Origin of the sequence: Campylobacter coli (assembly GCF_009730395.1) — a bacterium.
Classification (GTDB): domain Bacteria; phylum Campylobacterota; class Campylobacteria; order Campylobacterales; family Campylobacteraceae; genus Campylobacter_D; species Campylobacter_D coli.
The window spans coordinates 838,957-865,067 of the sequence record NZ_CP046317.1 but is presented as its reverse complement, the minus strand read 5'-3'; the positions used below and the strand labels follow the sequence as shown (position 1 = coordinate 865,067).

The 26,111-nt window shown below is 31.7% G+C and carries 28 protein-coding genes; 17 read left to right on the top strand and 11 right to left on the bottom strand.

The window, feature by feature from the left end:
* Positions 1-40: 40 nt before the first annotated feature.
* From ppa to aspS, 3 genes are read right to left on the bottom strand one after another with little or no spacing between them, the layout of a single operon-like run.
* Positions 41-559 (bottom strand): inorganic diphosphatase, encoded by a 519-nt coding sequence (ppa, locus tag FOC43_RS04350; RefSeq protein WP_002776378.1) that lies wholly within the window; start codon positions 557-559, stop codon positions 41-43.
* A 9-nt stretch (positions 560-568) separates the two neighbouring features.
* Positions 569-1,144: an adenylate kinase gene (locus FOC43_RS04345; RefSeq protein ID WP_002776379.1), complete on the bottom strand. Its 576-nt coding sequence runs from the start codon at positions 1,142-1,144 to the stop codon at positions 569-571.
* The gene (aspS, locus tag FOC43_RS04340; RefSeq protein WP_002784258.1) at positions 1,141-2,892 is read right to left on the bottom strand and encodes an aspartate--tRNA ligase; all 1,752 of its coding nucleotides are present in this window, start codon (positions 2,890-2,892) and stop codon (positions 1,141-1,143) included. Before aspS ends, FOC43_RS04345 begins: the two co-directional genes overlap by 4 nt.
* 92 nt (positions 2,893-2,984) lie before the next feature.
* On the opposite strand from aspS, the gene FOC43_RS04335 reads away from it, so the two are divergent.
* From FOC43_RS04335 to mrdA, 12 genes are all read left to right on the top strand, one after another.
* The gene (locus FOC43_RS04335; RefSeq protein ID WP_002776381.1) at positions 2,985-3,845 is read left to right on the top strand and encodes an NAD(+) kinase; all 861 of its coding nucleotides are present in this window, start codon (positions 2,985-2,987) and stop codon (positions 3,843-3,845) included.
* Positions 3,845-5,368, top strand: coding sequence for an AAA family ATPase (locus FOC43_RS04330; RefSeq protein WP_002784256.1), 1,524 nt, complete (start codon positions 3,845-3,847; stop codon positions 5,366-5,368). The genes FOC43_RS04335 and FOC43_RS04330 overlap by 1 nt, the downstream gene beginning before the upstream one ends.
* Positions 5,369-5,456: 88 nt before the next feature.
* Positions 5,457-6,701, top strand: a complete 1,245-nt coding sequence (gene cbrR / locus FOC43_RS04325) for a bile resistance response regulator CbrR (RefSeq protein ID WP_002781652.1) — start codon at positions 5,457-5,459, stop codon at positions 6,699-6,701.
* Positions 6,692-7,504: a TatD family hydrolase gene (locus FOC43_RS04320; RefSeq protein ID WP_002792206.1), complete on the top strand. Its 813-nt coding sequence runs from the start codon at positions 6,692-6,694 to the stop codon at positions 7,502-7,504. The genes cbrR and FOC43_RS04320 overlap by 10 nt, the downstream gene beginning before the upstream one ends.
* Positions 7,505-7,506: 2 nt before the next feature.
* Entirely contained in the window at positions 7,507-8,640 is a 1,134-nt protein-coding gene (locus FOC43_RS04315; RefSeq protein WP_002776385.1) for a lytic transglycosylase domain-containing protein, read from the top strand.
* A complete protein-coding gene (locus FOC43_RS04310; protein WP_002776386.1) occupies positions 8,585-9,424 on the top strand; it encodes a septal ring lytic transglycosylase RlpA family protein in 840 nt (279 codons plus the stop codon). The genes FOC43_RS04315 and FOC43_RS04310 overlap by 56 nt, the downstream gene beginning before the upstream one ends.
* A 4-nt stretch (positions 9,425-9,428) precedes the next feature.
* Complete coding sequence (locus FOC43_RS04305) at positions 9,429-9,917, top strand: HAD-IIIA family hydrolase (protein ID WP_002776387.1); 489 nt, start codon at positions 9,429-9,431, stop codon at positions 9,915-9,917.
* A complete protein-coding gene (locus FOC43_RS04300; protein WP_002776388.1) occupies positions 9,908-10,420 on the top strand; it encodes a hypothetical protein in 513 nt (170 codons plus the stop codon). Before FOC43_RS04305 ends, FOC43_RS04300 begins: the two co-directional genes overlap by 10 nt.
* A gap of 11 nt (positions 10,421-10,431) precedes the next feature.
* Positions 10,432-10,863 (top strand): lipopolysaccharide transport periplasmic protein LptA, encoded by a 432-nt coding sequence (lptA, locus tag FOC43_RS04295; RefSeq protein ID WP_002776390.1) that lies wholly within the window; start codon positions 10,432-10,434, stop codon positions 10,861-10,863.
* Positions 10,860-11,450 carry a ribosome biogenesis GTP-binding protein YihA/YsxC gene (gene yihA / locus FOC43_RS04290; RefSeq protein WP_002781644.1) on the top strand — a complete coding sequence of 197 codons (591 nt, stop codon included), beginning with the start codon at positions 10,860-10,862 and terminating at the stop codon, positions 11,448-11,450. The genes lptA and yihA overlap by 4 nt, the downstream gene beginning before the upstream one ends.
* 1 nt (position 11,451) lies before the next feature.
* A complete protein-coding gene (locus FOC43_RS04285; RefSeq protein WP_002784250.1) occupies positions 11,452-11,946 on the top strand; it encodes a hypothetical protein in 495 nt (164 codons plus the stop codon).
* Positions 11,946-13,781 carry a penicillin-binding protein 2 gene (gene mrdA, locus FOC43_RS04280; protein ID WP_002796846.1) on the top strand — a complete coding sequence of 612 codons (1,836 nt, stop codon included), beginning with the start codon at positions 11,946-11,948 and terminating at the stop codon, positions 13,779-13,781. The genes FOC43_RS04285 and mrdA overlap by 1 nt, the downstream gene beginning before the upstream one ends.
* A gap of 32 nt (positions 13,782-13,813) precedes the next feature.
* Here mrdA and FOC43_RS04275 read toward each other — a convergent pair whose 3' ends face one another.
* The 8 genes from FOC43_RS04275 to FOC43_RS04240 form a co-directional block, all read right to left on the bottom strand.
* Positions 13,814-15,601: an aminopeptidase P family protein gene (locus FOC43_RS04275; protein WP_002792214.1), complete on the bottom strand. Its 1,788-nt coding sequence runs from the start codon at positions 15,599-15,601 to the stop codon at positions 13,814-13,816.
* 84 nt (positions 15,602-15,685) lie between these two features.
* Complete coding sequence (locus tag FOC43_RS04270; protein WP_002776400.1) at positions 15,686-16,243, bottom strand: hypothetical protein; 558 nt, start codon at positions 16,241-16,243, stop codon at positions 15,686-15,688.
* Complete coding sequence (locus FOC43_RS04265) at positions 16,243-17,316, bottom strand: hypothetical protein (protein ID WP_002787393.1); 1,074 nt, start codon at positions 17,314-17,316, stop codon at positions 16,243-16,245. The genes FOC43_RS04270 and FOC43_RS04265 overlap by 1 nt, the downstream gene beginning before the upstream one ends.
* On the bottom strand, positions 17,306-18,181 hold the full coding sequence (era, locus tag FOC43_RS04260; protein WP_002776404.1) for a GTPase Era: 876 nt from the start codon (positions 18,179-18,181) through the stop codon (positions 17,306-17,308). The genes FOC43_RS04265 and era overlap by 11 nt, the downstream gene beginning before the upstream one ends.
* Positions 18,178-19,497 (bottom strand): ATP-dependent protease ATPase subunit HslU, encoded by a 1,320-nt coding sequence (gene hslU / locus FOC43_RS04255; protein ID WP_002776406.1) that lies wholly within the window; start codon positions 19,495-19,497, stop codon positions 18,178-18,180. The genes era and hslU overlap by 4 nt, the downstream gene beginning before the upstream one ends.
* Positions 19,494-20,036 (bottom strand): ATP-dependent protease subunit HslV, encoded by a 543-nt coding sequence (hslV, locus tag FOC43_RS04250; RefSeq protein ID WP_002776411.1) that lies wholly within the window; start codon positions 20,034-20,036, stop codon positions 19,494-19,496. The genes hslU and hslV overlap by 4 nt, the downstream gene beginning before the upstream one ends.
* Entirely contained in the window at positions 20,036-20,479 is a 444-nt protein-coding gene (rplI, locus tag FOC43_RS04245) for a 50S ribosomal protein L9 (protein WP_002787396.1), read from the bottom strand. The genes hslV and rplI overlap by 1 nt, the downstream gene beginning before the upstream one ends.
* Before the next feature lie 14 nt (positions 20,480-20,493).
* Complete coding sequence (locus FOC43_RS04240; protein WP_002776416.1) at positions 20,494-21,714, bottom strand: argininosuccinate synthase; 1,221 nt, start codon at positions 21,712-21,714, stop codon at positions 20,494-20,496.
* A gap of 139 nt (positions 21,715-21,853) precedes the next feature.
* Between FOC43_RS04240 and FOC43_RS04235 the strand changes: the two genes are divergently transcribed.
* The 5 genes from FOC43_RS04235 (at position 21,854) to FOC43_RS04215 (ending at position 26,085) form a co-directional block, all read left to right on the top strand.
* Positions 21,854-22,099 (top strand): RNA-binding S4 domain-containing protein, encoded by a 246-nt coding sequence (locus tag FOC43_RS04235; RefSeq protein ID WP_002776417.1) that lies wholly within the window; start codon positions 21,854-21,856, stop codon positions 22,097-22,099.
* A complete protein-coding gene (gene tsaE / locus FOC43_RS04230; RefSeq protein WP_002776418.1) occupies positions 22,096-22,503 on the top strand; it encodes a tRNA (adenosine(37)-N6)-threonylcarbamoyltransferase complex ATPase subunit type 1 TsaE in 408 nt (135 codons plus the stop codon). The genes FOC43_RS04235 and tsaE overlap by 4 nt, the downstream gene beginning before the upstream one ends.
* On the top strand, positions 22,496-23,224 hold the full coding sequence (lptB, locus tag FOC43_RS04225; protein WP_002776419.1) for an LPS export ABC transporter ATP-binding protein: 729 nt from the start codon (positions 22,496-22,498) through the stop codon (positions 23,222-23,224). The genes tsaE and lptB overlap by 8 nt, the downstream gene beginning before the upstream one ends.
* Positions 23,224-24,474 carry an RNA polymerase factor sigma-54 gene (locus FOC43_RS04220; protein ID WP_002776420.1) on the top strand — a complete coding sequence of 417 codons (1,251 nt, stop codon included), beginning with the start codon at positions 23,224-23,226 and terminating at the stop codon, positions 24,472-24,474. Before lptB ends, FOC43_RS04220 begins: the two co-directional genes overlap by 1 nt.
* Positions 24,475-24,660: 186 nt before the next feature.
* The gene (locus FOC43_RS04215) at positions 24,661-26,085 is read left to right on the top strand and encodes an anaerobic C4-dicarboxylate transporter (RefSeq protein ID WP_002776421.1); all 1,425 of its coding nucleotides are present in this window, start codon (positions 24,661-24,663) and stop codon (positions 26,083-26,085) included.
* The last annotated feature ends 26 nt before the right edge of the window (positions 26,086-26,111 follow it).

Genomic DNA, 26,111 nt, shown 5'->3' with positions numbered 1-26,111 from the left:
TTCCTTAAAGATTTAGCCTATAAAAGGCTAAATAAAGAATTTATTTGTAGTTTTTAATCGCTTTTTCTAAAATTTCAACAGCAGCTTTTTCATCTTTGAAATCTTGCACTTTTACCCATTTGTTAGGTTCTAAGATTTTATAAGTTTCAAAGAAATTTTTGATTTTATTTAGAGTTGCTTGTGGTAAATCAGTATAGGTTTTGATATTGTCATATCTTGCGTCGATTTTAGAATTTGGCACAGCAAGAAGTTTTTCATCCATTCCACTTTCATCTTCCATGATTAAAACACCGATTAAACGACATGGAATAACTGCGCCTGCTTGGATAGGGTATTCATTTAAGACTAAGATATCCACAGGATCGCCATCATCAGCTAAGGTATTTGCGATAAAACCATAATTTGCTGGATAAAACATCGCGCTAGCCATAACGCGATCCACCATGATCGCACCGCTATCTTTATCGATTTCGTATTTAATACTTGAGCCGTATGGAATTTCAATTACAGCATTGATTTTGTTTGGAATATCTCCGATTTTGATTTTGCTTAAGTCCATTTTTTATCCTTATATACTTTGAATTTTTTTAATCAACTCTTTCATATCAGCAACGATAGGTTCGATAGTGCGTTCTCCATCGATAATGAAATGAAGTTTTTTCTTTTGGTAAAAAGAAATGATTTCTTCTAGTGGCTCGGTATACACTTTCATTCTATTATAAAACACTTCTTCGTTGTCATCTGCGCCACGACTTCTTCCTAAAACGCGATCTTTAGCTACTTGTTCACTCACTCTTACTTCGATTACGCCTTTTAGACAAATTTCATTTTGCTCGCTTAAAACTTTATCAAATTCTACCATTTGCTCCACACTTCTTGGATAGCCATCGATAATAACTGTTTTTGTAGGAGCAGCTTTTAGCGCTGAAACTATAGTATTTATAACTACATCTAATGGAACTAAATTTCCCTTAGAAATAAAACCATCTATGGTTTTGCCAAGTTCACTTCCGCTTGCTACTTCCGCTCTTAAAAGATCTCCTGTAGAATAATGAGTAACATCCGCATCAGCTTGTGCAATCAAACTAGCATCTGTAGTTTTTCCGCTTCCTGGTGCACCTATAATTAAAAATAATTCTTTCATTTTATATTCTCCCTTAATTTGATTCCTAATTCTCTCATGGTTTCATTGCTAGCAGCTGAAGGAGCATCCGTCATCAAGCATTGTGCTCTTTGAGTTTTTGGGAATGCTATAACTTCTCTTATGCTATTTGCTCCTGTTACTAGCATGATAAGTCTATCAAGCCCTATAGCAATACCTCCATGTGGTGGAGCGCCAAAACTTAGAGCATCAAGTAAAAATCCAAATTTTTCTTTTTGCTGTTCTTCATCGATATTGAGTAATTTAAAAACTTTTTGCTGGATATCATTTTTATGAATTCTTATACTACCACCACCCAGTTCAACGCCATTAAGTACAACATCATAAGCGATAGATGATATTTCTTCTAAGTCGGCCTCATCGATATTTTTTGGCATAGTGAAAGGGTGGTGCATTGCAGAATAACTTCCATCATCATTTTGTTCAAACATAGGAAAATCAACTACCCATAAAAATTCCAAAGCATCAGGGTTGATTAAATTAAGTTCTCCAGCTAGGAAAATTCTAAACCTTCCCATATAATCAAGCACAGTTTTTTTAACCCCTGCGCCAAAAAATACCACATCGCCTACTTCAAGTTCACAACGCTTAATAAGTTCGTTTAAATCCTCTTCGTTAAAAAATTTGCAAAGTGGACCTTTAAGCCCATCTTCTTTAACTTGTATAAAGGCTAAGCCTTGAGCTCCAAATTTGCGTACAAATTCTTCAAATCTTTGCATTTGTCTTTTTGAAAAGATAGTATCACCCTTTGGAACGCGTAAAGCTTTGACACGATTTTTTTTGCTATCTTTGGCAATATTTGCAAAAATTTCATTATTTGACTTTGCAAAGATATCTATAACATCGATCAGTTTTAAATCAAAACGCAAATCAGGCTTATCACTTCCGTAGTTTTCCATAGCCTCTTTGTAAGGCATTTGTCTAAAAGGGATTTGAATTTCTTTACCACAAGCTTTAAAAATATCTTTTAAAAAGGTTTCAGCCGTAGCAATCACATCTTTTTGCTCGCAAAAACTCATTTCAACATCAATTTGTGTAAATTCAGGCTGACGATCTGCTCTTAAATCTTCATCTCTAAAGCATTTAGCGATTTGAAAATAACGATCAAAGCCGCTACACATTAAAAGTTGTTTGAAAAGTTGTGGGCTTTGAGGAAGAGCATAAAATTCTCCTTGATGTACGCGTGATGGTACAAGATAATCTCTTGCTCCTTCTGGAGTGGCTTTGGTTAAGATAGGGGTTTCAACTTCTAAAAATCCCATATTTGCTAAAGAATTTCTAGCAGCTATACAAGCTTTGGAGCGTAGAGCAAAATTTTCATAAAGCTTAGGATTTCTTAAATCTAAAAAGCGGTACTTAAGGCGTAATTCTTCATTTACACTTTCATCACCTATGCCAAAAGGAGGGACAGCACTTTCATTTTCGATAATGAGCTTGCTTACTACTACTTCAATTTCACCGGTTTTTAATTTAGGATTTGTAAGTCCTTCTCCTCGGGGTCGAATTTTTCCTTCGGCTATTAAAACAAATTCATTTCTTGTGCGAGAGGCTATTTCATGAGCTTCTTTGCTATCATTTGGATCGCATACAAGTTGGATAATACCACTACGATCTCTTAAATCAATAAAAATTACGCCGCCATGATCTCGGTAGCTATTAACCCAGCCGCAAAGTTTAACCACTTCGCCTATGTGGGTAGAATTTAAGTCTGTATTGTAATGACTTCGCAAAATTTTTCCTTGAAAATTAATTTTTTTAACATATAAGTTAAAATTATAATATTTTTATTCTTTTGCTTAGCTAAGATTTGTTATAATTTTTTATGCAAAATAAAATAGATTATAAAAACATTAAAAAAATCGGACTTGCGGCGCGTCCTAATTCAAATTTAGACAAGGAAATTTTGATTCTAAAAGAAATTTTAGAAAAAAAAGGTGTGGAGCTTTTGCTCTATAAGGAAAGTTCTGAAATTGTAAAATTACCAAAATACGACCTTGATACATTGTTTGAGCTTTCAGATTTTGTAATTTCTTTGGGTGGTGATGGAACTTTGATTTCTTTATGCCGAAAAGCTTGCGAGTATAATAAAGCGGTTTTAGGAATTCATGCGGGTCATTTAGGATTTTTAACAGATTTTAAGGTGGATGAAGCTGAAGTTTTTTTTGAAGCTTTTTTCAGGGGAGAATTTAGGGTAGAAAATCCTTTTTTATTGAGTATTATTTTAGAAAGTAATGATGGTCAAATCATGCAAAAATTTGCTTTTAATGATGTAGTGATCAGCAAGGATAGAAAAGCTTCTATGGCGCATATAGAGGTATTTCGCAAAGCTAAAAAATTTAACGAATATTTTGGAGATGGTCTTATAGTAGCCACTCCAGCAGGTTCTACAGCATACAATTTAAGTGCAAATGGGCCTATAGTTTATACTTTAGCGCAAGCTTTTATACTTACGCCCGTTTGTTCGCATTCTTTAACCCAACGCCCTATAGTACTGCCTAAGGGCTTTGATCTTGAAATAGGCGCAAAAGATTGTATTTTTAGTATAGATGGACAAGAAAATTATAAAATGAATGATTTTAAAAGCGTTAAAGTGGGGCTTAGTGATAAAAGTGTGGCACTTATACATCCTAAAAATCGAGATTATTTTCAAATATTAAGAGAAAAATTAAATTGGGGACATTGATGATAAATAGAGTTTTGATGAAAGAAAATCTTGGCTTTAAAGAGGTTGAGCTTGAAATTTCTCAGGGACTTACAGTCTTTACGGGTTTAAGCGGGGCGGGAAAGTCTGTACTCTTTAAGGGTATATTGTCTGCTTTTGCATTAAGCGAGAGTGAGGCAAAGCTTGTTGAGATTGAGCTTGATGATAAGATAGATTTAGAAGAATACGGCATAGAAGGTGAAGAGGAAAATGTTTTTAAGCTTTTAAAGGATAAAAATACAAAATATTTCATCAATAATCAAAGTATTTCAAAAAAAAGTTTGATTCATTTGAGTAAAAAATTTATTAAATATCTAAGTGCTAAAGAAATCAATGAATTTAGCAATGAGAAATTTTTAAATCTCTTAGATGCTTTAGAATGTGCGAAAAATCCTGAATTTGAAGATTTTTTATCTCATTTTAAAGATGATTATAAACAATGGCTTCAAATTTCAGAAGAATTGACTACAATTTTAGAAGAAGAAAAAAGGATTGAAGAGCTTAAAGAATTAGCAAGCACGCAGATTGAAAGAATTTCTAAAATCAATCCTAAAGTCGGAGAATACGAAGAGCTTTTAAATCTTAAAAAGAAATTATCAAAAAAAGACAAAATAGAAGCAGCTTGGGAAAAGGCAAGTGCTATTTTTGAATTAGAAAAAGTAGTTATTGATGCTTTAAATCTTAGCGAAAAAGATACGAGTTTTTTTAGTGAATGTTTAAACGAACTTCGCATCATAGCTGAAAATGAAAAAATCGAAGATTTGGATTTTGATATAGAAGAAGTACTCAATAGAATCGAGGATTTATCCTCTTTAATCAAGCGTTATGAGAGTATAGAAAATGCTTTAGAGGTATTGGAAAATAAAAAAAATGAACTCGCTCATTATGATAATTTAAGCTTTGAAAAAAAAGAACTTGAAAAAAAACTAGAAAAAATCGAAAAGAAAATCAATCAAAGTACTCAGTTATTAACTCAAGCTCGTATGCAAAATTTAAAAACTTTAGAGGATTTTTTAAACGATTATCTAAAAAACCTTTATATGAAAAATGTAAGTTTGGAATTAGTAGATACTTCAAAAATCACTTCTTTGGGAAAAGATGAGATCAAATTAAGTATCAATGCTGCAAATTTAAAAAATTTAAGTTCAGGTGAGCTTAATCGTTTAAGACTTGCTTTTATCGCGACTGAGTGTAGAATTTTAAATTCAGGCACAGGGATAATATTTTTAGATGAGATTGATGCTAATTTAAGTGGCAAAGAAGCGATGAGTATAGCCAATGTTTTAAATGAGCTTTCTGCTTTTTATCAAATTTTTGCTATATCTCACTTACCGCAGCTTTCTTCAAAAGCTCATAATCATTTTTTGGTTGAAAAAAATGCTTCTTGTAGCACGGTTAAAAAACTTAAAGATAAAGAGAGAATTAAAGAATTAGCAAGAATGATAAGTGGCGAGACTATTACAGATGAAGCTTTGGAATTTGCTAAAACTTTGTTTAAAGCTTAAGCGGAATTTTTATTTGTTTGTGTTAGAATTGGGATTTTTTTAATTTTATTATAAAGATTTAGTTTTAAAAAAGGTATTTTTATAGATTATGAATAAAAAAATTTTGCTGATCGATGATAATAAAATGCTTGGAAAGCTTTTAGCTAAAAAGATACAAACTACTTTAAATCATGAAGTTGATATTGTTTTTAGCCTTGCTGAAGTTAAGGCATTGCCCAATGATGAGTATTTTTTAACTTTTGCAGATTTATGCTTGCCTGATGCACCTAATGGGGAAGTGGTGGATTATGTTTTGGCAAAAAATTGGCCTGTTATTGTATTAACCGCGAGCAACGATAAAGCTACAAGAGATAAATTTATGGATAAAGATATTTTAGATTATATCTTTAAAGAAAGCGATACCTGTATAGATCAGATTATAGATTCTATTGTCAAGCTTGAGCGTTATGCTAAGACTAAGGTTATCTTAGCCCTAAGTAAACTTCCTGAACGTAATGAAATAAAAAAAATTCTCACACAAAGAAAATTTAATGTTTTGGCCGCTGCTCATGGTGAGGAAGCGATGAGTTATTTAAATGACAATAGCGATGTGAAGCTTATTATCGCTGATGCGAACATGCCTGTTATTAGCGGAAGTGAGCTTTTAAGCGAAGTAAGAGCGCGTTTTAGTGATGATGAATTGGGTGTAATTATTTTAGGTGATAAAGATGATGCTTTAGAGGCTAGTTTGCTTGTAAGTGGAGCTAATGAGTATTTGGTAAAACCCTTAAGTAAAGAAAGTTTAAATTGTCGCTTGGATAAATGTCTTCATTATATGGCCAATATGCAGTTTTTAAGCATTTATAACAATCTTGATCCTATTTCCGGGATAAAAAATTCCAATGCTTTATTGAGTTGCGTTGAAGATTATTTAAATGAAATTGTAAGCAAAGAAGAAGAATTTGCTTTTGCATTCTTAGATATAGATAATTTAAGAAATTTAAACGAAGAATACGGCTATGAAGTAGGGGATAAAATTATTAAAATTTGCGCTGATGAGATTGTTAATGAAACCAAAGGGCGTGATATTGTGGGTAGATATAGTGCTGAAAAAATTTGCATAGTATTAAAGAATATTTCGCAAGAAAGGGCGATTAAAATTCTTTCTCGTATTCGAGTCAATATAAAAAAAGTTGGAATTTTAGTCAATTTAGATGAAGTCTTTTTTACTGCTTCTATAGGGGTAGTTTTTGCTAAGAGTGGAGATAAATTTGAAATCTTAGTCGATAAAGCTTCAAAAGCACTTTCGCAAGCTAAGGCTAATGGTAAAGATAGAGTAGAAGTATGTTCTTAAATCTTGAATTTAAAGATGGTCTAAAGATCATCGATACTCATTGTCATTTAGATAGTGAAGTATTTAAAGAGGATTTAGATGAGCTTTTAAAGCATTCATTTGATAATGGTATAGAAAAAATCATCATACCAGGTGCAGATATTAAAGATTTACCTTATGCAGCAGAACTTGCTAGCAAATATGAAAATGTATTTTTTGCCGCAGGTGTGCATCCTTATGAGCTAGAAGGTTTTGATGAGAAAATTTTAAGAGCATATTTGCAAGACGAAAAATGCGTGGCCGTAGGTGAATGTGGACTTGATTATTTTCGTTTTAAAAGTGAAGATTTAAAAGAGAGAGAAAAAGAAAAAGAGGAGCAAAAAAGGCTTTTTGTAGCTCAACTTGAGCTAGCTAAAGAATTTAAAAAGCCTGTTATTATCCATTCTCGCGAAGCAAATAACGATACTTATGAAATTTTACACGAGCATTCTAAAGATCTTGTTGGAGGGGTTTTGCATTGTTTTAACGCAAGCGAACATTTATTGCGTCTTAGTGATGATGGATTTTATTTTGGAATCGGTGGTGTTTTAACATTTAAAAATGCTAAGAATTTAGTAAATATTTTACCACAAATTCCAAAAGATAGATTGTTGCTAGAAACCGATGCTCCCTATCTTACTCCAGAGCCTTATCGTGGTAAAAGGAATGAGCCTTTATTGACTCAATTTGTAGCCAATAAAATGAGTGAAATTCTTGATTTACCAAAGCAAGAGCTTTTAAGGATTTGCTTGGAAAATTCTTACAGATTATTTTTTAAAGGTTAAATATGAAAAAAATTATATTTTGTTTTATTTTATTTTATAACTTTCTTTTTGCACAAACTACCACTCCTGAATTTTATGAAAGACAAATGAGTGTTTTAAGAAATTTAGACATTGATCCAAGTTTTATCAGTGATTTAGCTTTTGTGCAAAGTCAGCAGGATTTAAGATCAAAGCATGCTCCGACTTTGATTGATGGTATACAAAATTTCTCAAAAGTTACTCCTATGATAAGAAAAATTCTAGCACAACAAGAAGTTCCTGAAGAAATTTTATATCTAGCTATGGTAGAATCAGGATTAAAAGCGCATAGCGTTTCTAATGCTAAGGCAGTAGGTGTGTGGCAATTTATGCAACCCACGGCAAGAAATTTAGGACTTAGGATTGATGCTTATGTTGATGAAAGACGCGATCCTGTAAAATCTACATATGCCGCGGTTCATTATCTAAAAAGCTTAAAAGAAGAATTTGGGAAATGGTATTTAGCACTTTTAGCTTATAATTGTGGAAATGGGAAATTGCGTCAAGCAATAAAGCAAGCAGGAAGTGATGATTTAAGAGTATTAATCGATCCTGATAAAAAATATCTTTCTTTAGAAACTAGAAATTTTATACGCAAAATTTTAACTTTAGCTTTCTTGGCTAATGATAGGGATTTTTTACTTGATAAAGATGGAGCTTTGGTTAATTATGCTTTAAATAACGATTTTGCAAAGGTTGATGCTCCTTCTTCGGTCGCATTAAAAGATTTGGCTAAAAATTTAAATATGGATTTGGCAACTTTTAAAAAATATAATCCACATTTTAAACATGGTTTTACTCCTCCAGGTAAGGGGTATTATATGTATATTCCTTTAAATAAAGTAGCTTTTTTTGATAAAAATTTTAAAGTTGAAAAGCTTGCAAAAGTAGATACAACCATACCTATGACTAAAATTTATGTTGTAAAATCAGGCGATTCTTTATATAAAATCGCTAAAAAATATAATACTAGCGTAGAGCAAATTCGAGAATTAAATAAAATTGCCAAAAATCACTTAAGTATCAATCAAAAATTAATCATACCTATTAAGGAGAATAAAAATGCAAACTATAAAACAAAAGCTAAAGAAAACTTTACCCAAGTTGTTAGCCGCTAGTTTAGTTGCAACTTTTTCTAGCGGATGCTTCGGAGGTCTTTTTTCTAGCGTAGGTTCAGCACAAATATATTATCCAAGTAATGATTTTCATAGTAGTCCTTCAGGATCCGGAAGTAAAGGGACTATGAAACCTTATACTATAAATGGTAAAACTTATTATCCAACTGTTGTATCAGTGGGTGAAACAGCAGATGGTATAGCAAGTTGGTATGGACCGGGCTTTCATGGTAAAAAAACTTCTAATGGTGAAACTTATAATCAAAATGGTTTAACCGCAGCTCACAAAACTTTACCTATGAATACCATTTTAAAGGTAACTAACCTAAACAATAACCGCCAAGTTACCGTGCGTGTTAACGATAGGGGTCCTTTTGTAAATAACAGAATTATAGATCTTTCTAAGGGTGCTGCAAGTCAAATCGATATGATTGCTGCAGGAACAGCTCCTGTGAGACTTGAGGTTATAGGTTTTGGTTCGGCTAATTCAGGTAATAATGTCGTTCATTCAAATATAAATTATGGAGCTAGTGGCGGAATTGCAAATAATGGTCAAATTTATGAAGGTGGAAATTTTATGGTGCAAATTGGAGCGTTTAAAAATCCATCAGGAGCTCAAACTATAGCATCTAGATATAAAACTTATAGAACCTATTCTTCAACCATACGCAAAAGTTCGGTTGATGGCTTGAGTCGCGTTTTCTTGACAGGATTTAGAAGTGAAGAAGAGGCAAGAGATTTTGCAGCAAGTGGTGCATTTGCTGGTGCTTTTGTTGTGCGTGAGTAAAACAATGATAGAATTGATATTTTTAGATGTAGATGGTTGTCTTACAGATGGTAAAATCATCTACACTTCCAATGGAAGTGTGATTAAAGAATTTGATGTTAAAGATGGTGCAGCTATAGAAGCTTGGATTAAGCTGGGTAAAAAAATTGCTATTATCACTGGAAGAAATTGTCCTTGTGTGAGTGCTCGTGCTAAGGATTTGAAAATAGAAATTGTACATCAGGGTGTTAAAGATAAATTAACTTGTGCTAAAAAAATTTTAGAAGAGCTGAATTTAGATTTTTCTCAATGTGCGGCTATAGGGGATTATTTTAACGATAAAAATTTACTTGAAAATGTTGGCCTTAGTTTTAAGCCTAAGGATGCACATAGGGATTTAAAAGTTGATATCACACTTGATAAAAAAGGCGGAAAAGCAGCTGTGGCTCAAATGATAGAGTATATTATAAAGAAAAATGATATGCAAGAGGAATGGGATAAGCTTTGGCTATAAGAATTTTTGGAATTTTGATCGCTCTTTTTACTATTACTTTTACAATTTTAAGTTTGCAAGATCCTTATTCTTTAAATATTAAATCCTATGCTTTAAATTTTAAAAATATCGAAGCTTCCGATTTAAATGCTTACGAGCTTAATGCAAGCAATGTAAAATCATACTATAAAGCGCAATCTTGGGCGCGTTATACAGACAAAGATGAGTTTGATAATTTTGTCAATTTTAATTTGGATTTTAATTTAAGTGCAAATAAATTGGAACTTAAAGGCAAGGAGATGGATAAGGTTTTGCTTGAAGGCAATGTTACCTACATAGGTTTAAATAATACAAAAATTTTTGCTGATAAAGTAGAGTATGCGCCTAAAAATAAAATTTTAAGCACCAATACAGGATTTAAAGCTTTGATAAATGGAAGCATTATTAACGGAAATACTTTAAACTACGATGTAGAAAAGAAAATTTTACAAGTTCAAGGAGTGAATGCGTGGTTAGAAAGATAATTTTATTTTTGATGAGTATCAGTATATCTTTAGCTAGCCAGATAGAGGTTAAGGCCTTAAATTTTTATTCGGATGAAAATAAGGGTGAAAGCATACTCAGTGGCAATGTTGAAATCATAAGAGGTGATGATATTTTAACTGCTGAAAAAGTGATTATATATACAGATAAAAATCGCAAACCTATGCGTTACGAAGCTGTGCAAAATGCTAATTTTAAAATTGTTTTAAAGGGAAAAACTTATAAGGGGAGTGGAGATAAATTTATTTATAATGTGGCTAAAGATATTTATGAAATTGATGGAAATGCTTTTATTAATGAACTTGAAAGTAATCAAAAGCTTTATGGTGATAGGATAATAGTAGATAAGAGAAATAATGTTTATCGTGTTGAAAGCAAGGATAAAAAGCCTGCTCGATTTATATTTGATTTAGAGCAAAAATGATAATAAGTGCTAAATTTATCACCTCTTTAGACAAATTTGATAAAAATTTTGCATCCCATTTTAGTGAAGTGGCATTTTTAGGAAGATCAAATGTGGGGAAAAGTTCTTTAATTAATTCTTTATGTAAGCAAAAAAAGCTTGCTAAGAGTTCTGCTACACCTGGAAAAACGCAATTGATTAATATTTTTGAAGTTTTATGTAAGAAGGATGAGGATAAATTTAGTATCCATTTTATTGATTTACCCGGTTTTGGTTATGCGAAAGTTTCAAAAAATCTAAAAGAAATATGGAATAAAAATTTAGATGAGTTTTTAAAATTAAGAAGTTCGATTAAACTTTTTGTGCATTTGATTGATTCAAGACATACAAATTTGGATATTGATTTAAATTTGGACAAGTATTTAAAAAGTTTTTTAAAACCTGATCAAAGAGTATTAAAAGTGTTTACAAAATGCGATAAACTCAATCAAAGTGAAAAAGCTAAACTTAAAAATAGTTTCAAAGACGCTATTTTAATATCCAATTTAAACAAAATGGGTCTTGATGATTTAGAACATGAAGTTATTAAGCAAACTTTAGGTTTATAAAATGAGAAAAACTATCAGTGCTTATAAGGTAAAACTGAATGGAAGTTATGTTTTTTTAGGTTTTTTGTGTATCTTATATCAAATTTTAGGCTCTGTTTTTCTTTATATGCCTTTGCTTTACGGTGTATTTTTTTGTTATATGTATTTTCTTTTAGAAGAAAGGCAAAAAACCTTTAACAAACTTGATTTTAGGTGGTATTTTTCTTTATTTTTTTTATTTTTTACAGATATAACTTATGATTTTTTTCTCTTTTCTTCTTGGCTTGCCTTTGTTATTTTTTATTATACTTGCGCAGATTGGATTAAAACAAATTTAAAAATAGGAAAAATTATTCCTATTATACTTGTCCTTTGTGTTTATGCTTTTATTTTTATTTTAGATGCTATTTTTTCGTATGTAGGAGATCAAGAGTTTAAAATGCCAAATTTTGGCTATATGATATCGATTATGTTTGAGTGTTTGTTTGCTTATATGTTATATAGGAGTAAGTTCTAATGAGAATGCGTTTGGTTGTTGGCTTTATATTATTGTTTTTTATATTTTTATTAAGCCGTGTGTATTATTTAAGTATAAAATCAAATGTGTATTATGAAGAACTTGCCAAACAAAATGCTATAAAAACTGAATTTATAGTCCCAACTCGCGGACAAATTTTAGATCGCAATGGCACTCCTTTGGCGATTAATGATTTGGGTTTTAGTATTTCTATTAAGCCTTATTTAACTCTAAAAAGGGCAAATAGAGGTGTATTAGAAAAAGAATTAAATCAACTTCAAGGATTTTTTCCTGATTTAAACACTACTAAGCTTGCTGAATTTTATAAGAGGAATGACTCTTATTATAATCAAGATTTTATTAAAATCATAGACTTTATACCTTCGCAAGAAATGATGAAGCATTATTCAGAACTCAATTTAAATCAAAACATACGCATAGATCCTGCAGTGCAAAGAAAATATCCTTTTGGAAAACTAGCTTCGCATATCATAGGCTATGTAGGCAAGGCAGATTTGCAAGATATTAAAGAAAATGAAATTTCAAAGCTTACCAATTTTACAGGAAAGAGTGGGATAGAGCGTTATTATAATGATGTTTTGCAAGGAGAAAAAGGAACTAAGATTTATAAGGTTAATGCCTTAAATCAAGAAGTGGAGCAACTCTCCTATACTTCGGCACTTTCTAATGATATAGAACTTACCATAGATATAGAACTTCAAAGCTTTTTAACGCAACTTTTTGAGGGTAATGCGGGTGCTGCTATTATTATGGATATTAGCGATGGTTCTATTTTGGCAGCAGGAAGCTTTCCTGAATACGATTTAAATCCTTTTGTAACCGGAATTTCTTATAAAGAATGGGACGAGCTTTCTAATAATCTTGATCATCCTTTTACAAATAAACTTATCAATGGATATTATCCTCCAGGTTCTGTTGTTAAAATGGGTGTTGGTTTGTCTTTTTTAAATTCAAAAAGTATCAATCCCTCAACCCAATTTTTTTGTAATGGTAGTATAGAGCTTGGCGGGAGATTTTTTCGTTGTTGGAATAGAGTAGGGCATGGAGCTGTAGATTTAAAACATGCGATAAAAGCAAGTTGTGATGTTTATTTTTACGATGGAAGTTTGCAAGTGGGTATAGATCAAATAAGTCGTACTTTATCACGCATAGGCTTTGGAGCTAAAACCGGTGTGGATTTACCTAATGAATTTGTGGGAATTTTGCCAAGTAGAGAATGGAAAATGCAAAGATATAAGCAAGCTTGGTTTCAAGGTGATACCTTAAATACTTCCATAGGGCAAGGAAATTTCTTGGCTACACCTATGCAGATTGCTAGATATACAGCTCAAATTGCAAAAGGTGCTGAAGTTGTACCTCACTTTCTAAAAAGTGTAGAAAATAACAATACTATCACAGAAGATAAAGCGCAAGATAGTAATGAAATTTTCACCCTTTTTGAAAAAAGTCAACTCCCCTATATAAGAGATGCGATGTATGCGGTTGCTAATGAGCAAGGAGGTACTTCTTATCATTATTTGCGCAATTTAGAAGTAAAAGTTGCTGCTAAAACAGGAACTGCACAGGTGGTGGGTTTTTCTCAAGCTGATAAAAATAGGGTTGATGAAAAGCAACTTAGATATTATACAAGATCGCACGCTTGGGTAACTTCTTATGCACCTTATTCTAAACCGCGTTATGTGGTTACTGTTTTAGTAGAACATGGTGGAAGAACGATAAGCTCAGGTGTTGCTACAGCAAAGATCTATCAAAAAATGATAGAACTTGGATATTTTAAACCAGAAAATAAAGCTAATAGCCCAAAAAAGAACTAGAAAAAATATTATTTTTCTAAGATTTCTTTTTGTTAAACCGCTTTAGTTCTTTCTTTGAGCCATTTTAAAGCTTTTAAATTATCATGAAGCTTAGGAGAGAGTTTTTCATAAACTTCTTTATGATAAGTATTAATCCACGCTTTTTCTTTGGCATCTAATAAGGTTTTATCGATACAACTGATTTCAAAAGGGCAAAGCGTTAAGGGTTTAAAATATAAAAATTCACCAAAATCTTTGTTTTTGGGATTTTCTATTTTTGCATTAACAACCAAATTTTCAAGCCTAATACCCCATTTTCCTGTTCTATAAATTCCAGGTTCTATAGAAGTTAACATACCTTCTTTAGCCTTTGTTTTTTCAAGCACAGGGCTAAAATAAGAAAGAGTTTGCGGACCTTCGTGAACATTTAAAAAATAACCCACCCCATGACCAGTGCCGTGTGTATAATCAAGCTGTTCTTGCCACAAAGGAGCTCTTGTGATAGCATCAAGCAAAGGCATGGCAATATCTTTTGGAAAAATAGTACTTGCTATGGCTATGTGTGCTTTTAAAACTAGGGTATAATCATGAATTTGTTCCCCGTTTAACTCACCTATAGCTACAACTCTAGTAATATCCGTGGTGCCATTTTTATATTGCCCACCCGAATCTATAAGCAATAATCCATTTTTTTGGATATAAGAAAAGCTTTCTTTTTCGGCTTTATAATGCGGTAAAGCTGCATTAGCGTTAAATCCTGCTATGGTAGAAAAACTATTGCTAATATAATAAGGACTTTGAGATCTAAATTCAGTGATTTTAGTATCGATATCAAGCTCGCTGATTTGTGTATTATTTTTGATATTTTCTTCAAGCCAAGTAAAAAATTTACATAAAGCCACTCCATCTTCTATCATGGCATTTTGTATATGTGCGATTTCCTTATCTGTCTTGATAGCTTTTAAATGGGTGCTAGGATTGATCTCTTCTAAAATTTCAACGCTTTTATCTAAAATTTCAATGAGTAAAGCAGTTGTTTTTGAAGGCTCAATGAGTAAATTTGTATTTTGGAGTTTTTTAAGCTCATCTTGAATTTTATTATATTCCTTAAGACAAATTCCATCTAAATTTAATTTTTTTTCAAGTTCAAAGTCAATTTTTTCCCTATCTATAAAAAGCAAAGCCTTTCCTTCCAAGATTAGTAAATGACTTAAAAATATAGGATTATAGCATACATCATTTCCTCTTAAATTAGTAATCCATGCTATATCATCAAGACTGGAAATAAGATGATTTTTTGCTTGTAGTTTGTTCATTTTTTCACGCACTAATAATAGTTTTTCTTTTCTAGAATAGGAGCAATATTCTAATTTATGTTCATAAACCTTATTTTTAGGTAACGCAGGACGATCTTCCCAAATGAGGCTGATTAAATCGATATTTTTTAGCTCGGCTTTGCAGTTTTTTTGTATTTCTTTTTGTAAAGATAAGGATAAAACTGAAAAATCTATACCTAAATTTTGCTCCTCATTTAAATTTTCTTTTAGCCATTTTAAAAAGGTATTATTTGCATCTTGTTTTTGTAAAAGTATGCCACTACCTTCTAATTCCTTTTGTGCTTGAATCCAATACCTTCCATCTGTCCATAAAAAAGCATCTTGAGAAGTGATGATTAAGCTTCCAGCAGAGCCCTTAAAGCCACTTACAAAAGCTCTGCTTTGATAAAAGCTAGGCAAATACTCATTTAAATGCGGATCAGCACTTAGGATCAAATAAGCGTCAAGTTTTTCTTTTATCATAAATTGTCTGATTTTTTCAACTCTTATTTTACGAATATTCATTTTTTTCCTTTTAAATTTGCATTATTTTATAAATCTTTTTATCAAAATAACATTATAGCCTTTATAGATAAAAAGCTATAGTATTTATTTTAGTTTTGCTAGGGAAATAAAAGAAAGCGTTAGTTTTAAATGAAGATTTAAACTTGTTGTATTGTCAATTTCAAATTTGTGGATTTGATAGTGCAAGTCTGAATTTTCTAATTGTTTCATAAAGGAAAGTATTGGACTAAAATCACCAAAAATATTGAGTGAAATTTTACGATAAGAATTTTCTTCTGATTGCAACCACTCTATATTAGAGATCCAAAGATTATTTTCAAGAGCTAGATTTTGCAAATTTTTAATGTATGTTTCATGGTTTTTATTAAAAACATTAAGATAGTTTTCATAACTTTTTATTTTATCTTGGATAAAAACAAGCTCTTTTTCAAGTTGTTTTATTTGTTGGTTTAAATCTTGATTTGTCGTGATTATTTTATCCATATCATTACTTTGAATGAAAAATTCATGATTAAAAAAGCTTTTTAAGTAAGAATGGTAAAAATGAAAAGAGAGTAATATTGCTAGGAGTATGGTTGTAAGATATATTAAAATTTTCTCCCTAGAACTTAGATTTTCTAAAAATTGCTCAATTTGATTCATTATAATGCTCTTAAAGTGATTTCGTGCAAGGATTTATCTTGTGAGATAAGACTAAATTGGGGACTTGTAAATTGAAGTGCTTTATTAAAATCCTCTTCGTTGCTAAATTTTATAGTGATAAGGGTTTTATCTATCATGAGATTAGAAATTCTTAAAGAATGATGATTTAGCCATGCAATAGCCTTTGTTAAAATCAAAATTGTATTTTTATCCGCTTTAAAATTTTGCGTAATTTTAGATAATTGTTCAGAGTATTTTTCTAATAAAAGATTTTGAGTTTGAATTTCTAATTGAAGTTGTTCTATATTGGCCTTAAGTTTTTGGCTTTGTTTTTCTTGAATTTCATAGATTTTATTTTGTGAAATTTCATTTTGTATATGTGTTGTTTTGGCATTTTGGTATTGCGCAAAGTCAATTAATGATAAAACTACAATACTGATTATAAAACTTAGAGCAAATAAGAAAATAAATTTAAAATACCAAGGAAGATATTTTTTATAGTGTTTGATAAAATTAGCATTTTTATCAAGATGGTGAATGCTATGTTTTGAAAGTGCGATTTTATCTTCTTGAATCATTTTAAAAGGAAGTTTTGCTTTTGCACTTATAAGATTGAAAATTTCATGAGCTTTTGTGCTTAGCAGTATTTTACTTTCATAGTGTTGTAAAAGCTCTAAAATACGGCTTTTGTTTATAAATTCTTCTATATTATCACAAAAATCGAGTGTTTTAAAAGTTTTAAATTTACCTTGCTCGTAAAAACATAAAAATACTTTTTGCGGTTTTATTTCCAAGATACAAAAATTCTCTTCTTTGATTTTATTTTCCAAAAATAAGCTTTGAAAGACGAGGGGTTGGGGAAAACAAAATTGAGTTTTGGGTAGTTTTGCAACCCGTGCTAAAAAACAATGATAAATTTGATCTTGTTTTAAAAAAGCCAATTGATATTCAAAAGGATTTTGAAGATCGCATTCTTTTGTTAGCTCTTTAAAAAGGTCATCTTCTTCAAAATTGCCATTTTTTTGTTTGTAGATAAGATTTTCAAAACTTATAAAATGAGCTTTATTCTTCATAATTTAGAATTTTTTTAAGAAAAATTTCATCTTTTTGCCAATTTTTCTTTACAATGACAAAAAGCTTTAAGAGTACTTTGTTTTGAATGAGTTTTGAAATTTTAAATCTCGCATCTTTTCCTATTCTTTTAAGCGTCGTTCCATCTTTTCCTATAAGCATGGCTTTATGGGAATTTGTATCGGTGATAATTTGCGCATCAATGATAAAAAGATTGGATGTTTCTTTGGTATTTTTTATCATAATTTCACAAGAATAAGGCAATTCTTCGCTTAAATTTTCATAAATACTTTCAAGTATAAATTCTCTAAAAATATCTTTTTGAGAACTAGGTGTTAAAAATTCACTATCATAAAAATACTCATGTTCAGGTAAGAGCTTGCACAACTCATTTAGCAGTGGTTTTTGGTAGTTTTTTTTCTTGCAAGAATAGGGCAAGATAGCTTTAAAATACTTGCTAAATTTTGCATATTCATTGAGTTTTTTTAAAAGTGTGCCATTATCAGCTAGATCTACTTTGTTAAGAACGATGATATGAGGAACTTTAGGGTTTAAGCTTAGGAAATTTTCATAATCTTTTACACTATCAAAAATACTAGCAACAAACAAGATAACATCGCAATCACCCATAGATTTTATAGCGCTTTGGATAAGAAATTGATTAAGCGTTGCTTTGCTTTCATGAAGACCAGGTGTATCTATAAAGATGATCTGATCTTCACCATTCATGACTATAGCTTTGATTTTACGCCTTGTGGCATTTTGTTTGTGAGAAACTAGGGCGATTTTTTCTTCTAGCAAGGAATTAATTAAAGTGCTTTTTCCCGCATTGGTACGCCCTATGATGCTAACAAAGCCACTTTTCACAAAATATACCTTGCAAGATCTTTATTTTCTATAATATCTCCAAGTTTTTCTTCCACCATTTTTTTATCAACTACGAATTTTTTACCCGCATACTCATCTGCTTCAAAGCTTAAATCTTCAAGCAATTTTTCTATAACTGTATGCAAGCGTCTAGCACCTATATCTTGCATTTCTTCATTGGCTTTAGAAGCAATTTTTGCAATCTCTTTAATCGCTTCATCATCAAATTCAAGTTCTAAATTCTCAGTTTTTAAAAGCTGTTCATATTGTTTTAAAAGTGAATTTTTAGGGCGTGTTAGAATTTCATAAAGTGCTTTATCATCAAGACTATCTAGCTCTACTCTTAAAGGAAAACGACCTTGAAGTTCAGGGATTAAATCGCTTGGTTTGCTAAGATGGAAAGCTCCTGCTGCGATAAAAAGGATATGATCGGTTTTTAAAGTGCCGATCTTTGTTTGTACGCTTGAGCCTTCAACTATAGGAAGTAAATCTCTTTGAACACCCTCTTTGCTTGGATCTTGGCGATTTGAATTTCCACTTGAAACCGCAATTTTATCAATCTCATCTATAAAAATAATTCCTTCATTTTCCGCTCTTTTTAAAGCTTCACTTTTGATGCTTTCTTGATCTAAAATCTTCTCTGCTGCTTCATTTTTAAGGGCATTTTTAGCATCTTTAATTTTCATTTCTTTTTTGACTTTTTTACTGCCAACGCCTATAACTTTAACTATATCTTGCATTGCTCCCATTTCAGGCGGTAAATTAGGATTTGTATCAAACATGCTTTGTGAAATTTCTATCTCTATCACGCTTTCATCTAAATCCCCATTTCTAAGTTTTGTCCTCATTTTTTCAAGGCTATTTTTATATTCTTCTTGTTTTTCATCACTGATGCCTTTAGGTAAAGGGGGAAGAAGTTTTTCTAAAATTTTATTTTCTATAAATTCATCGATTTTATCTTTATTTTTTTCTCTTTGTTCATTTTTTACCAAATTTAAAGCTGCATTTGCAAGATCTCTTACCATGCTTTCTACATCACGACCTACAAAGCCTACCTCTGTGTATTTACTCGCTTCGATTTTAATAAAAGGAAAGCCCATCATCTTAGCCAAACGCCTTGCAATTTCAGTCTTACCCACACCCGTTGATCCTATCATAAGGATATTTTTTGGCACTATATCATCTTGGAGTTCAGGGCTAAGCTGCATTCTTCGGTAGCGGTTTCTTAGGGCTATTGCTATAATTTTTTTAGCTTTTTTTTGTCCTATGACATAATCATCTAAAAATTTAACGATTTCTTTAGGAGTTAAATTCATTTTTCATCCTCAATTACATAAGTTTTTATATTGGTATTGGTATAAATGCAAATTTCACCCGCGATTTGAAGACTTGATTTGACTAGTTCTTCTTCATCCAAATTTGCATGTTTTGCCAAAGCTCTAGCTGCTGAAAGCGCGTAATTTCCACCGCTTCCTATGGCAGCAATTTGTCCATCTTCAGGCTCGACTACATCGCCTGTGCCTGAAAGTAAGAAAATATGATTTCTATCAAGTACTAGCATCATAGCTTCGAGTTTTCTTAGATATTTATCCTTTCGCCATTCTTTAGAAAAATCAATCGCTGCTTTTAAAAGATCACCCTTAGAGCTTTGAAGTAGATTTTCAAACATATCAAAAAGATTAAAAGCATCAGCTGTTGATCCTGCAAAACCTGCTAAAACTTTGCCGTTGTTGAGTTTTCTTATTTTTACTGCATTGCCTTTTAGCACCGTATTTCCAAAGCTTACTTGGCCATCTCCACCGATTACGGATTTGTTTTTGCCTTTGTAAGCTAAAATAGTTGTTGCATGAAACATTATTCAGCCTTTATGTTTATATTAAATTTTGCGTGGATAGCATGACCTAACTTAACGCTAACTTCGTGAGTTCCAAGGCTTTTTAAGGTATCGCATTCTAAGCTTTTTTTATCGATTTCTATATGGCTTTGTTCTTTTAAAGCATGAGCGATTTCATCTTTAGTTACCCCACCAAACAAGCTTCCATTAGCTCCTACAGGCTTTGAAATTTCAAGTGTAACTTTGCTAAGTTCTTCTTTTAGTTTTTCTAAATTTGCAAGTTCAAAGCGTAAATTCTCCGCTTCTTTTTTCTTATCACTTTCGTATTTTCTTAAAACTTCATTTGTTGCTGCCTTAGCAAAGCCTTTAGCAATGAGAAAATTTTGACCATAACCATCTTTTACTTCTTTGATTTCGCCTGCTTTTCCAAGAGCTTTAACATCTTTGATTAATAATACTTTCATTTTTTAATCCTTGTTTAAAATTTTCTTCCATTTTTTCCTGCAATAATAAAACGCAAAGCATTCAGTTTGATAAAACCTGCTGCGTCTTTTTGATTATACACTTCATCTTCTTCAAAGGTACAATAAGCTGCATTAAATAAACTATCATTAGCACTTTCTCGGCCTATAACCATTACATTACCTTTGTAAAGTTCAAGTTTTACTCTACCATTGGCATGTTTTTGAGATTCGTCGATTAGAGCTTGAAGCATCATTCTTTCAGGCGAGAACCAATAACCATTATAAATCAAACTTGCATATTTTGGCATAAGTTCATCTTTTAAATGCGCAGCTTCTCTATCTAGTGTGATGCTTTCAATTGCACGGTGTGCTTTTAAGAGTATAGTTCCTCCTGGTGTTTCATAGCAGCCACGACTTTTCATTCCTACATAGCGATTTTCTACTATATCAAGGCGTCCTATGCCATGTTTTGCACCAAGCTCATTAAGCTTGCTTAAAAGCCCGGCAGGGCTTAAATGCTCTCCATTGATGGCAACTAAATCTCCCTTTTGAAAATCAAGTTCTATAATCTCACTTTCATTCGGTGCTTCTTTTGGACTTTTACTCCATCTCCACATATCCTCTTCAGGTGCGTGTGCAGGATCTTCTAAAACAAGTCCTTCATAAGAAATATGAAGCAAATTTGCATCCATAGAATAAGGAGATTTCCCTTTTTTCTTAGAAATATCAATACCATGTTTTTGCGCATAAGCTAAGAGTTTTTCGCGGCTATTTAAATCCCATTCACGCCAAGGAGCAATGATTTTTAAGTCAGGATTAAAGGCTAAATAACCTAATTCAAAACGCACCTGATCATTTCCTTTTCCCGTAGCCCCATGACTTACCGCATCAGCTCTTGTTTGCAGGGCAATTTGTGCTTGAGTTTTTGCAATCAAAGGTCTTGCTATGCTAGTTCCAAGTAAGTATTCACCCTCATAAATAGTATTGGCTCTAAACATAGGAAATACATAATCTTTAACAAATTCTTCTCTTAAATCTTTAATGAAAACATTTTCTTCTTTAATCCCTAATGAAAGAGCTTTTTTTCTAGCAGGTTCGAGCTCTTCGCCCTGTCCAATATCTGCTGTAAAAGTTACTACTTCGCATTTGTATTCATCTTGAAGCCATTTTAAAATAATACTTGTATCAAGTCCGCCAGAATATGCCAAAACGACTTTTTTTACTTCATTTTTCATAGAGTATCCTTTGTTAATATTGATTTAATTGTCAAATTGTATCTAAAATTCATTAAAGAAAAGTTTTTAAATTGATGAAGAAAAGTTAGTCAAAGCAAAATGGGTTTCAAAAATTTAATTTTTTTGGTAAAATTCCATTATGAGAGTAGATAAATTTTTAAATGCGGTTAATATTACTAAAAGAAGAGCTATTTCTGAAGATATGTGTAGAAGTGGTGTAGTGGGGATTAATGGAGTGATAGTAAAGGCGAGCAAAGAGGTTAAGGTAGGAGATATTATCAGTTTGCATTTTACTGATTATACGCAAGAATATAAGGTTTTAGCTTTGCCTACTACTAAAAATATTCCAAAAAATGCACAAAGTGAATATGTGGTGAAGTTATGAAAGAATTTATTCTAGCTAAAAATGAACTCAATACCATGCTTCAAACTTTACCAAAACAAGGTGTTGTTTTATTACAAGGAGAATTAGCTAGTGGTAAAACAAGCCTAGTGCAAGCTTGGGTTAGTTTTTTAAATTTAGATGAGAAAGTAGATTCTCCCACCTTTTCTATCATGCAAAAATATGAAAATCAAGATATATGTATTTATCATTATGATATATATCAAGAGGGTTTAGAAGGACTTTTAAAAAATGGTTTGTTTGAGAATTTTTTTGAAGAGGGTTTACATTTGGTTGAATGGGGAGATGAGAATTTAAAAAAAGCTTTGCTAAAACTTGGAATTCCTAGCTTGGAAATAAAAATCAGTGTAGAAGATGATAAAAGAAAGTATGTAATTCATGAGTAAACTAGAAATTGTAAATTTAGAAAAAATTATTAAAAAAACAAAGATTATCCAAGGCATATCCTTAGAATTAAATAGTGGTGAGGTTGTGGGACTTTTAGGGCCTAATGGAGCAGGAAAAACAACTACATTTTATATGATATGTGGACTAATATCTCCAAGTAGTGGAAAGGTGCTCTTAGATGGTTTGGATATTACTAAAGAGCCTTTAAATAAACGAGCAAGGCTAGGCATAGGTTACTTACCTCAAGAAAGCAGTATTTTTAAGGATTTAAGCGTTGAAGATAATTTGCTTTTAGCTGCTCAAATTTTTTACAAGGATAAGAAAATTTTACATGAAAAAGTGGAGCAAATGCTCGAGCTTTTAAGCATAGAACCTATTCGCTTAAGAAAAGGCTTAAGCTTAAGCGGTGGAGAAAGAAGACGATGTGAAATTGCAAGATCTTTGATGTGTGAGCCTAAATTTTTGCTTCTTGATGAGCCTTTTGCGGGGGTGGATCCTATTGCAGTGGCTGAAATTCAAAGTCTTATCAATGAGCTTAAAAAGCTTGATATTGGAATTTTAATTACTGATCATAATGTTCGCGAAACTTTAGCAATTTGCGATAGAGCTTATGTAATAAGATCAGGCTCTTTACTTGCAAGCGGAAATGCTGAAGAAATAGCAAATAATAAAGATGTTAAAAAATATTATTTAGGAGCGGAGTTTAAACTCCTTGATTGATGTTAAGGCAAAAGACTACCCAGGCTCCTAAAACTAAGATTTCTCAAACTCTGCGTTCGTGGTTGCCTATATTACAAGCAAATATAGAAGATTTAAAAGAAAATTTAGACAAATTCGCAGAAGAAAACCCTTTTTTAAGCGTTCAAGAACCCATTCAAACACACGAGCATAATAAAAATTATTTTGATTCTTTTTATAAACGCAACGCAAATTCGGCATTTGTGGATAATAAAGGTCTTGCTACAAAAAGCGTATATGAACTTCTTAATGAACAGATTATACCCCCTCTTTTTCCTACAAGTAAATCTCAAGAACTTGCAGGCAAAATCGTAGAATGTTTAAATCATGAGGGATATTTTGAATACGATGAAGAAATTTTAAAAGATTATGATATAAATGAATTAGAGCGCATAAGAGCAAGATTTAAATTTCTTGATCCTGTGGGAGTGGGAGCAAAAGATTATAAAGAAGCTTTTTTATTTGCGCTAGAAAATATAGAACTTGATGCAGAGCTTTATGATTTTTGTAAAATGCTTATTCAGGATTTTGAAAATATACAAAATTACACTAAAGAGCCTTTATATAAGGAAGCATTAGCGATTTTTAAGCGTTTTAGCATACCGCCTTTTTTGGAGTATTTTGAAGATTCTCGCGTTATTATACCCGATATCTTTGTTTATAGGGAAAATGATGAAATCAAGGTAAAAATCAATGATGATTATTATCCTGAAATTTCCATTGAAACTGATGGTTTAACTCACGAATACTTAAATCACTACATCAAAGAAGCAAAAAATTTAGTTGATGCTTTAATGATGAGAAAAGCAACGCTTTATAAAATAGGACTCATGATAGTAGAATACCAATACGATTTTTTCATGGGTAAGGATATTAAACCTATGACTTTTAAAGACTTAGCTCTTGATTTAGAGCGCAATGCTTCAACTATTTCAAGAGCAGTGGCAAATAAATACCTAAGTTGTGATAGAGGGCTTATCCCTTTGCGTGATTTTTTTGCTTTTGCACTTGATGAAGAGGGCGAGACTTCAAATGTGGGCGTTAAGGATTTTGTTGCAAATTTGGTTAAAAATGAAAATCGCTCAAAACCTTTAAGTGATAGTAAAATCCTAGAGTTGATTAAAAAAGAATTTAAAGTCGATATAGGACGACGCACTATTACTAAATATCGCAAACACTTAAATATACCAAGTTCAACGGATAGAAAAAAATTATACGAACTTGAAGGATAATGCTTAAATTTATCATTTCTTTAATCTTGCAAATCAAAAATATAAAAATACACTGAATTTGTATGAATGTTATTTTAATGTATATTTTAATATTTATTGGTATATTATTTTAACTATATGTTTTTTTATTTAAAATTGTGTTATAATCACAATAATTTTTAAATTTATTCCATAAAAGGAGTTAAAATGGACTTTTTAACGAGTCTAGATGAGAGTATTCAGTTTTTGATACAAATCATCATTGTTTTAATTTGTCTTTTTTACGGTGCAAAAAAAGGTGGTATAGCTCTTGGCTTACTCGGTGGTATAGGTATTTTAATGCTTGTTTTTGCTTTTCATATAAAACCTGGAAAGCCCGCTATAGATGTAATGCTTACTATCTTAGCTGTGGTTGTTGCAAGTGCGACTTTACAAGCAAGTGGCGGTCTTGATGTAATGCTTCAAATAGCTGAAAGAATTTTAAGACGCAATCCTAAATTCTTAACCATTTTAGCTCCCTTTGTAACTTGCTTTTTAACCATACTTTGTGGGACAGGACATGTGGTTTATACTATTATGCCTATTATTTATGACATAGCGATTAAAAATGGAATTCGTCCAGAACGCCCTATGGCAGCAGCTTCTATATCTTCACAAATGGGTATTATTGCAAGTCCTGTTTCTGTTGCAGTTGTGAGTTTAACAGCTTTGCTTTTAAATGCAGAACATAAATTAGCAGGTTTTGATGGCTATATCAATCTTCTTCAAATTACTATACCTAGTACGCTTTTTGGTGTTTTATGTGTGGGAATTTTTTCTTGGTTTAGAGGAAAAGATTTGGATAAAGATGAGGTTTTTCAAGAAAAACTTAAAGATCCTGAATTTAAAAAATATGTTTATGGTGATTCTAAAACACTTTTAGGTGTTCAACTTCCAAAAAGCAATTGGATTGCAATGTGGATTTTCTTAGGAGCTATTGCTTTAGTGGCTTTATTAGGTATATTTGATTCTTTACGCCCAAATTGGGGACAAGTTGTAAAAAATGGTATTCCTCAAGTAGATGCTTTAGGCAATCCTAAAATGGATATTTTATCTATGGTTTCAGTGATTCAAATGTTCATGCTTTTAGCAGGTTCTTTGATTATTATCTTTACTAAAACAGATGTAAAAAAAATCGGCTCAAATGAGATTTTTAAATCCGGTATGATAGCTCTTGTTGCAGTTTTTGGAATTTCTTGGATGGCTGATACTATGTTTGCTGTTCATACTCCTATGATGAAAAAAGCTCTTGGAGATGTAGTTGTAGATTATCCTTGGACTTATGCAATCATGCTTTTACTTATTTCAAAATTTGTAAACTCTCAAGCAGCAGCTATTGCAGCTTTTGTTCCTTTGGCCTTAGGAATAGGTGTTGAACCAGGTGTGATTGTGGCTTTTGCGGCAGCTTGCTATGGGTATTATATTTTACCAACTTATCCAAGTGACTTAGCGACTATACAATTTGATAGATCGGGTACGACTCATATAGGTAAATTTGTTATCAATCATAGTTTTATTTTACCAGGTCTTATAGGTGTGATTAGTTCTTGTGTTGCGGGATATTTCTTAGCTTTAGCAGCAGGATATCTTTAATATTTTGCAGGATTTTTCCTGCAAAA

Bases quoted from the DNA above. Each gene is read 5' to 3' on its own strand.
- FOC43_RS04265 (WP_002787393.1), bottom strand. From the start codon at position 17,316: ATGAAGAATAAAGCTCATTTTATAAGTTTTGAAAATCTTATCTACAAA.
- FOC43_RS04220 (WP_002776420.1), top strand. From the start codon at position 23,224: ATGTTAAGGCAAAAGACTACCCAGGCTCCTAAAACTAAGATTTCTCAA.
- FOC43_RS04320 (WP_002792206.1), top strand. From the start codon at position 6,692: ATGTTCTTAAATCTTGAATTTAAAGATGGTCTAAAGATCATCGATACT.
- cbrR (WP_002781652.1), top strand. From the start codon at position 5,457: ATGAATAAAAAAATTTTGCTGATCGATGATAATAAAATGCTTGGAAAG.
- FOC43_RS04275 (WP_002792214.1), bottom strand. From the start codon at position 15,601: ATGAATATTCGTAAAATAAGAGTTGAAAAAATCAGACAATTTATGATA.
- rplI (WP_002787396.1), bottom strand. From the start codon at position 20,479: ATGAAAGTATTATTAATCAAAGATGTTAAAGCTCTTGGAAAAGCAGGC.
- FOC43_RS04345 (WP_002776379.1), bottom strand. From the start codon at position 1,144: ATGAAAGAATTATTTTTAATTATAGGTGCACCAGGAAGCGGAAAAACT.
- tsaE (WP_002776418.1), top strand. From the start codon at position 22,096: ATGAAAGAATTTATTCTAGCTAAAAATGAACTCAATACCATGCTTCAA.
- hslV (WP_002776411.1), bottom strand. From the start codon at position 20,036: ATGTTTCATGCAACAACTATTTTAGCTTACAAAGGCAAAAACAAATCC.
- FOC43_RS04315 (WP_002776385.1), top strand. From the start codon at position 7,507: ATGAAAAAAATTATATTTTGTTTTATTTTATTTTATAACTTTCTTTTT.
- FOC43_RS04335 (WP_002776381.1), top strand. From the start codon at position 2,985: ATGCAAAATAAAATAGATTATAAAAACATTAAAAAAATCGGACTTGCG.
- FOC43_RS04235 (WP_002776417.1), top strand. From the start codon at position 21,854: ATGAGAGTAGATAAATTTTTAAATGCGGTTAATATTACTAAAAGAAGA.
- lptA (WP_002776390.1), top strand. From the start codon at position 10,432: ATGAGTATCAGTATATCTTTAGCTAGCCAGATAGAGGTTAAGGCCTTA.
- FOC43_RS04285 (WP_002784250.1), top strand. From the start codon at position 11,452: ATGAGAAAAACTATCAGTGCTTATAAGGTAAAACTGAATGGAAGTTAT.
- mrdA (WP_002796846.1), top strand. From the start codon at position 11,946: ATGAGAATGCGTTTGGTTGTTGGCTTTATATTATTGTTTTTTATATTT.
- FOC43_RS04215 (WP_002776421.1), top strand. From the start codon at position 24,661: ATGGACTTTTTAACGAGTCTAGATGAGAGTATTCAGTTTTTGATACAA.
- FOC43_RS04270 (WP_002776400.1), bottom strand. From the start codon at position 16,243: ATGAATCAAATTGAGCAATTTTTAGAAAATCTAAGTTCTAGGGAGAAA.
- FOC43_RS04310 (WP_002776386.1), top strand. From the start codon at position 8,585: ATGCAAACTATAAAACAAAAGCTAAAGAAAACTTTACCCAAGTTGTTA.
- FOC43_RS04305 (WP_002776387.1), top strand. From the start codon at position 9,429: ATGATAGAATTGATATTTTTAGATGTAGATGGTTGTCTTACAGATGGT.
- FOC43_RS04330 (WP_002784256.1), top strand. From the start codon at position 3,845: ATGATAAATAGAGTTTTGATGAAAGAAAATCTTGGCTTTAAAGAGGTT.
- FOC43_RS04240 (WP_002776416.1), bottom strand. From the start codon at position 21,714: ATGAAAAATGAAGTAAAAAAAGTCGTTTTGGCATATTCTGGCGGACTT.
- hslU (WP_002776406.1), bottom strand. From the start codon at position 19,497: ATGAATTTAACTCCTAAAGAAATCGTTAAATTTTTAGATGATTATGTC.
- lptB (WP_002776419.1), top strand. From the start codon at position 22,496: ATGAGTAAACTAGAAATTGTAAATTTAGAAAAAATTATTAAAAAAACA.
- ppa (WP_002776378.1), bottom strand. From the start codon at position 559: ATGGACTTAAGCAAAATCAAAATCGGAGATATTCCAAACAAAATCAAT.
- yihA (WP_002781644.1), top strand. From the start codon at position 10,860: ATGATAATAAGTGCTAAATTTATCACCTCTTTAGACAAATTTGATAAA.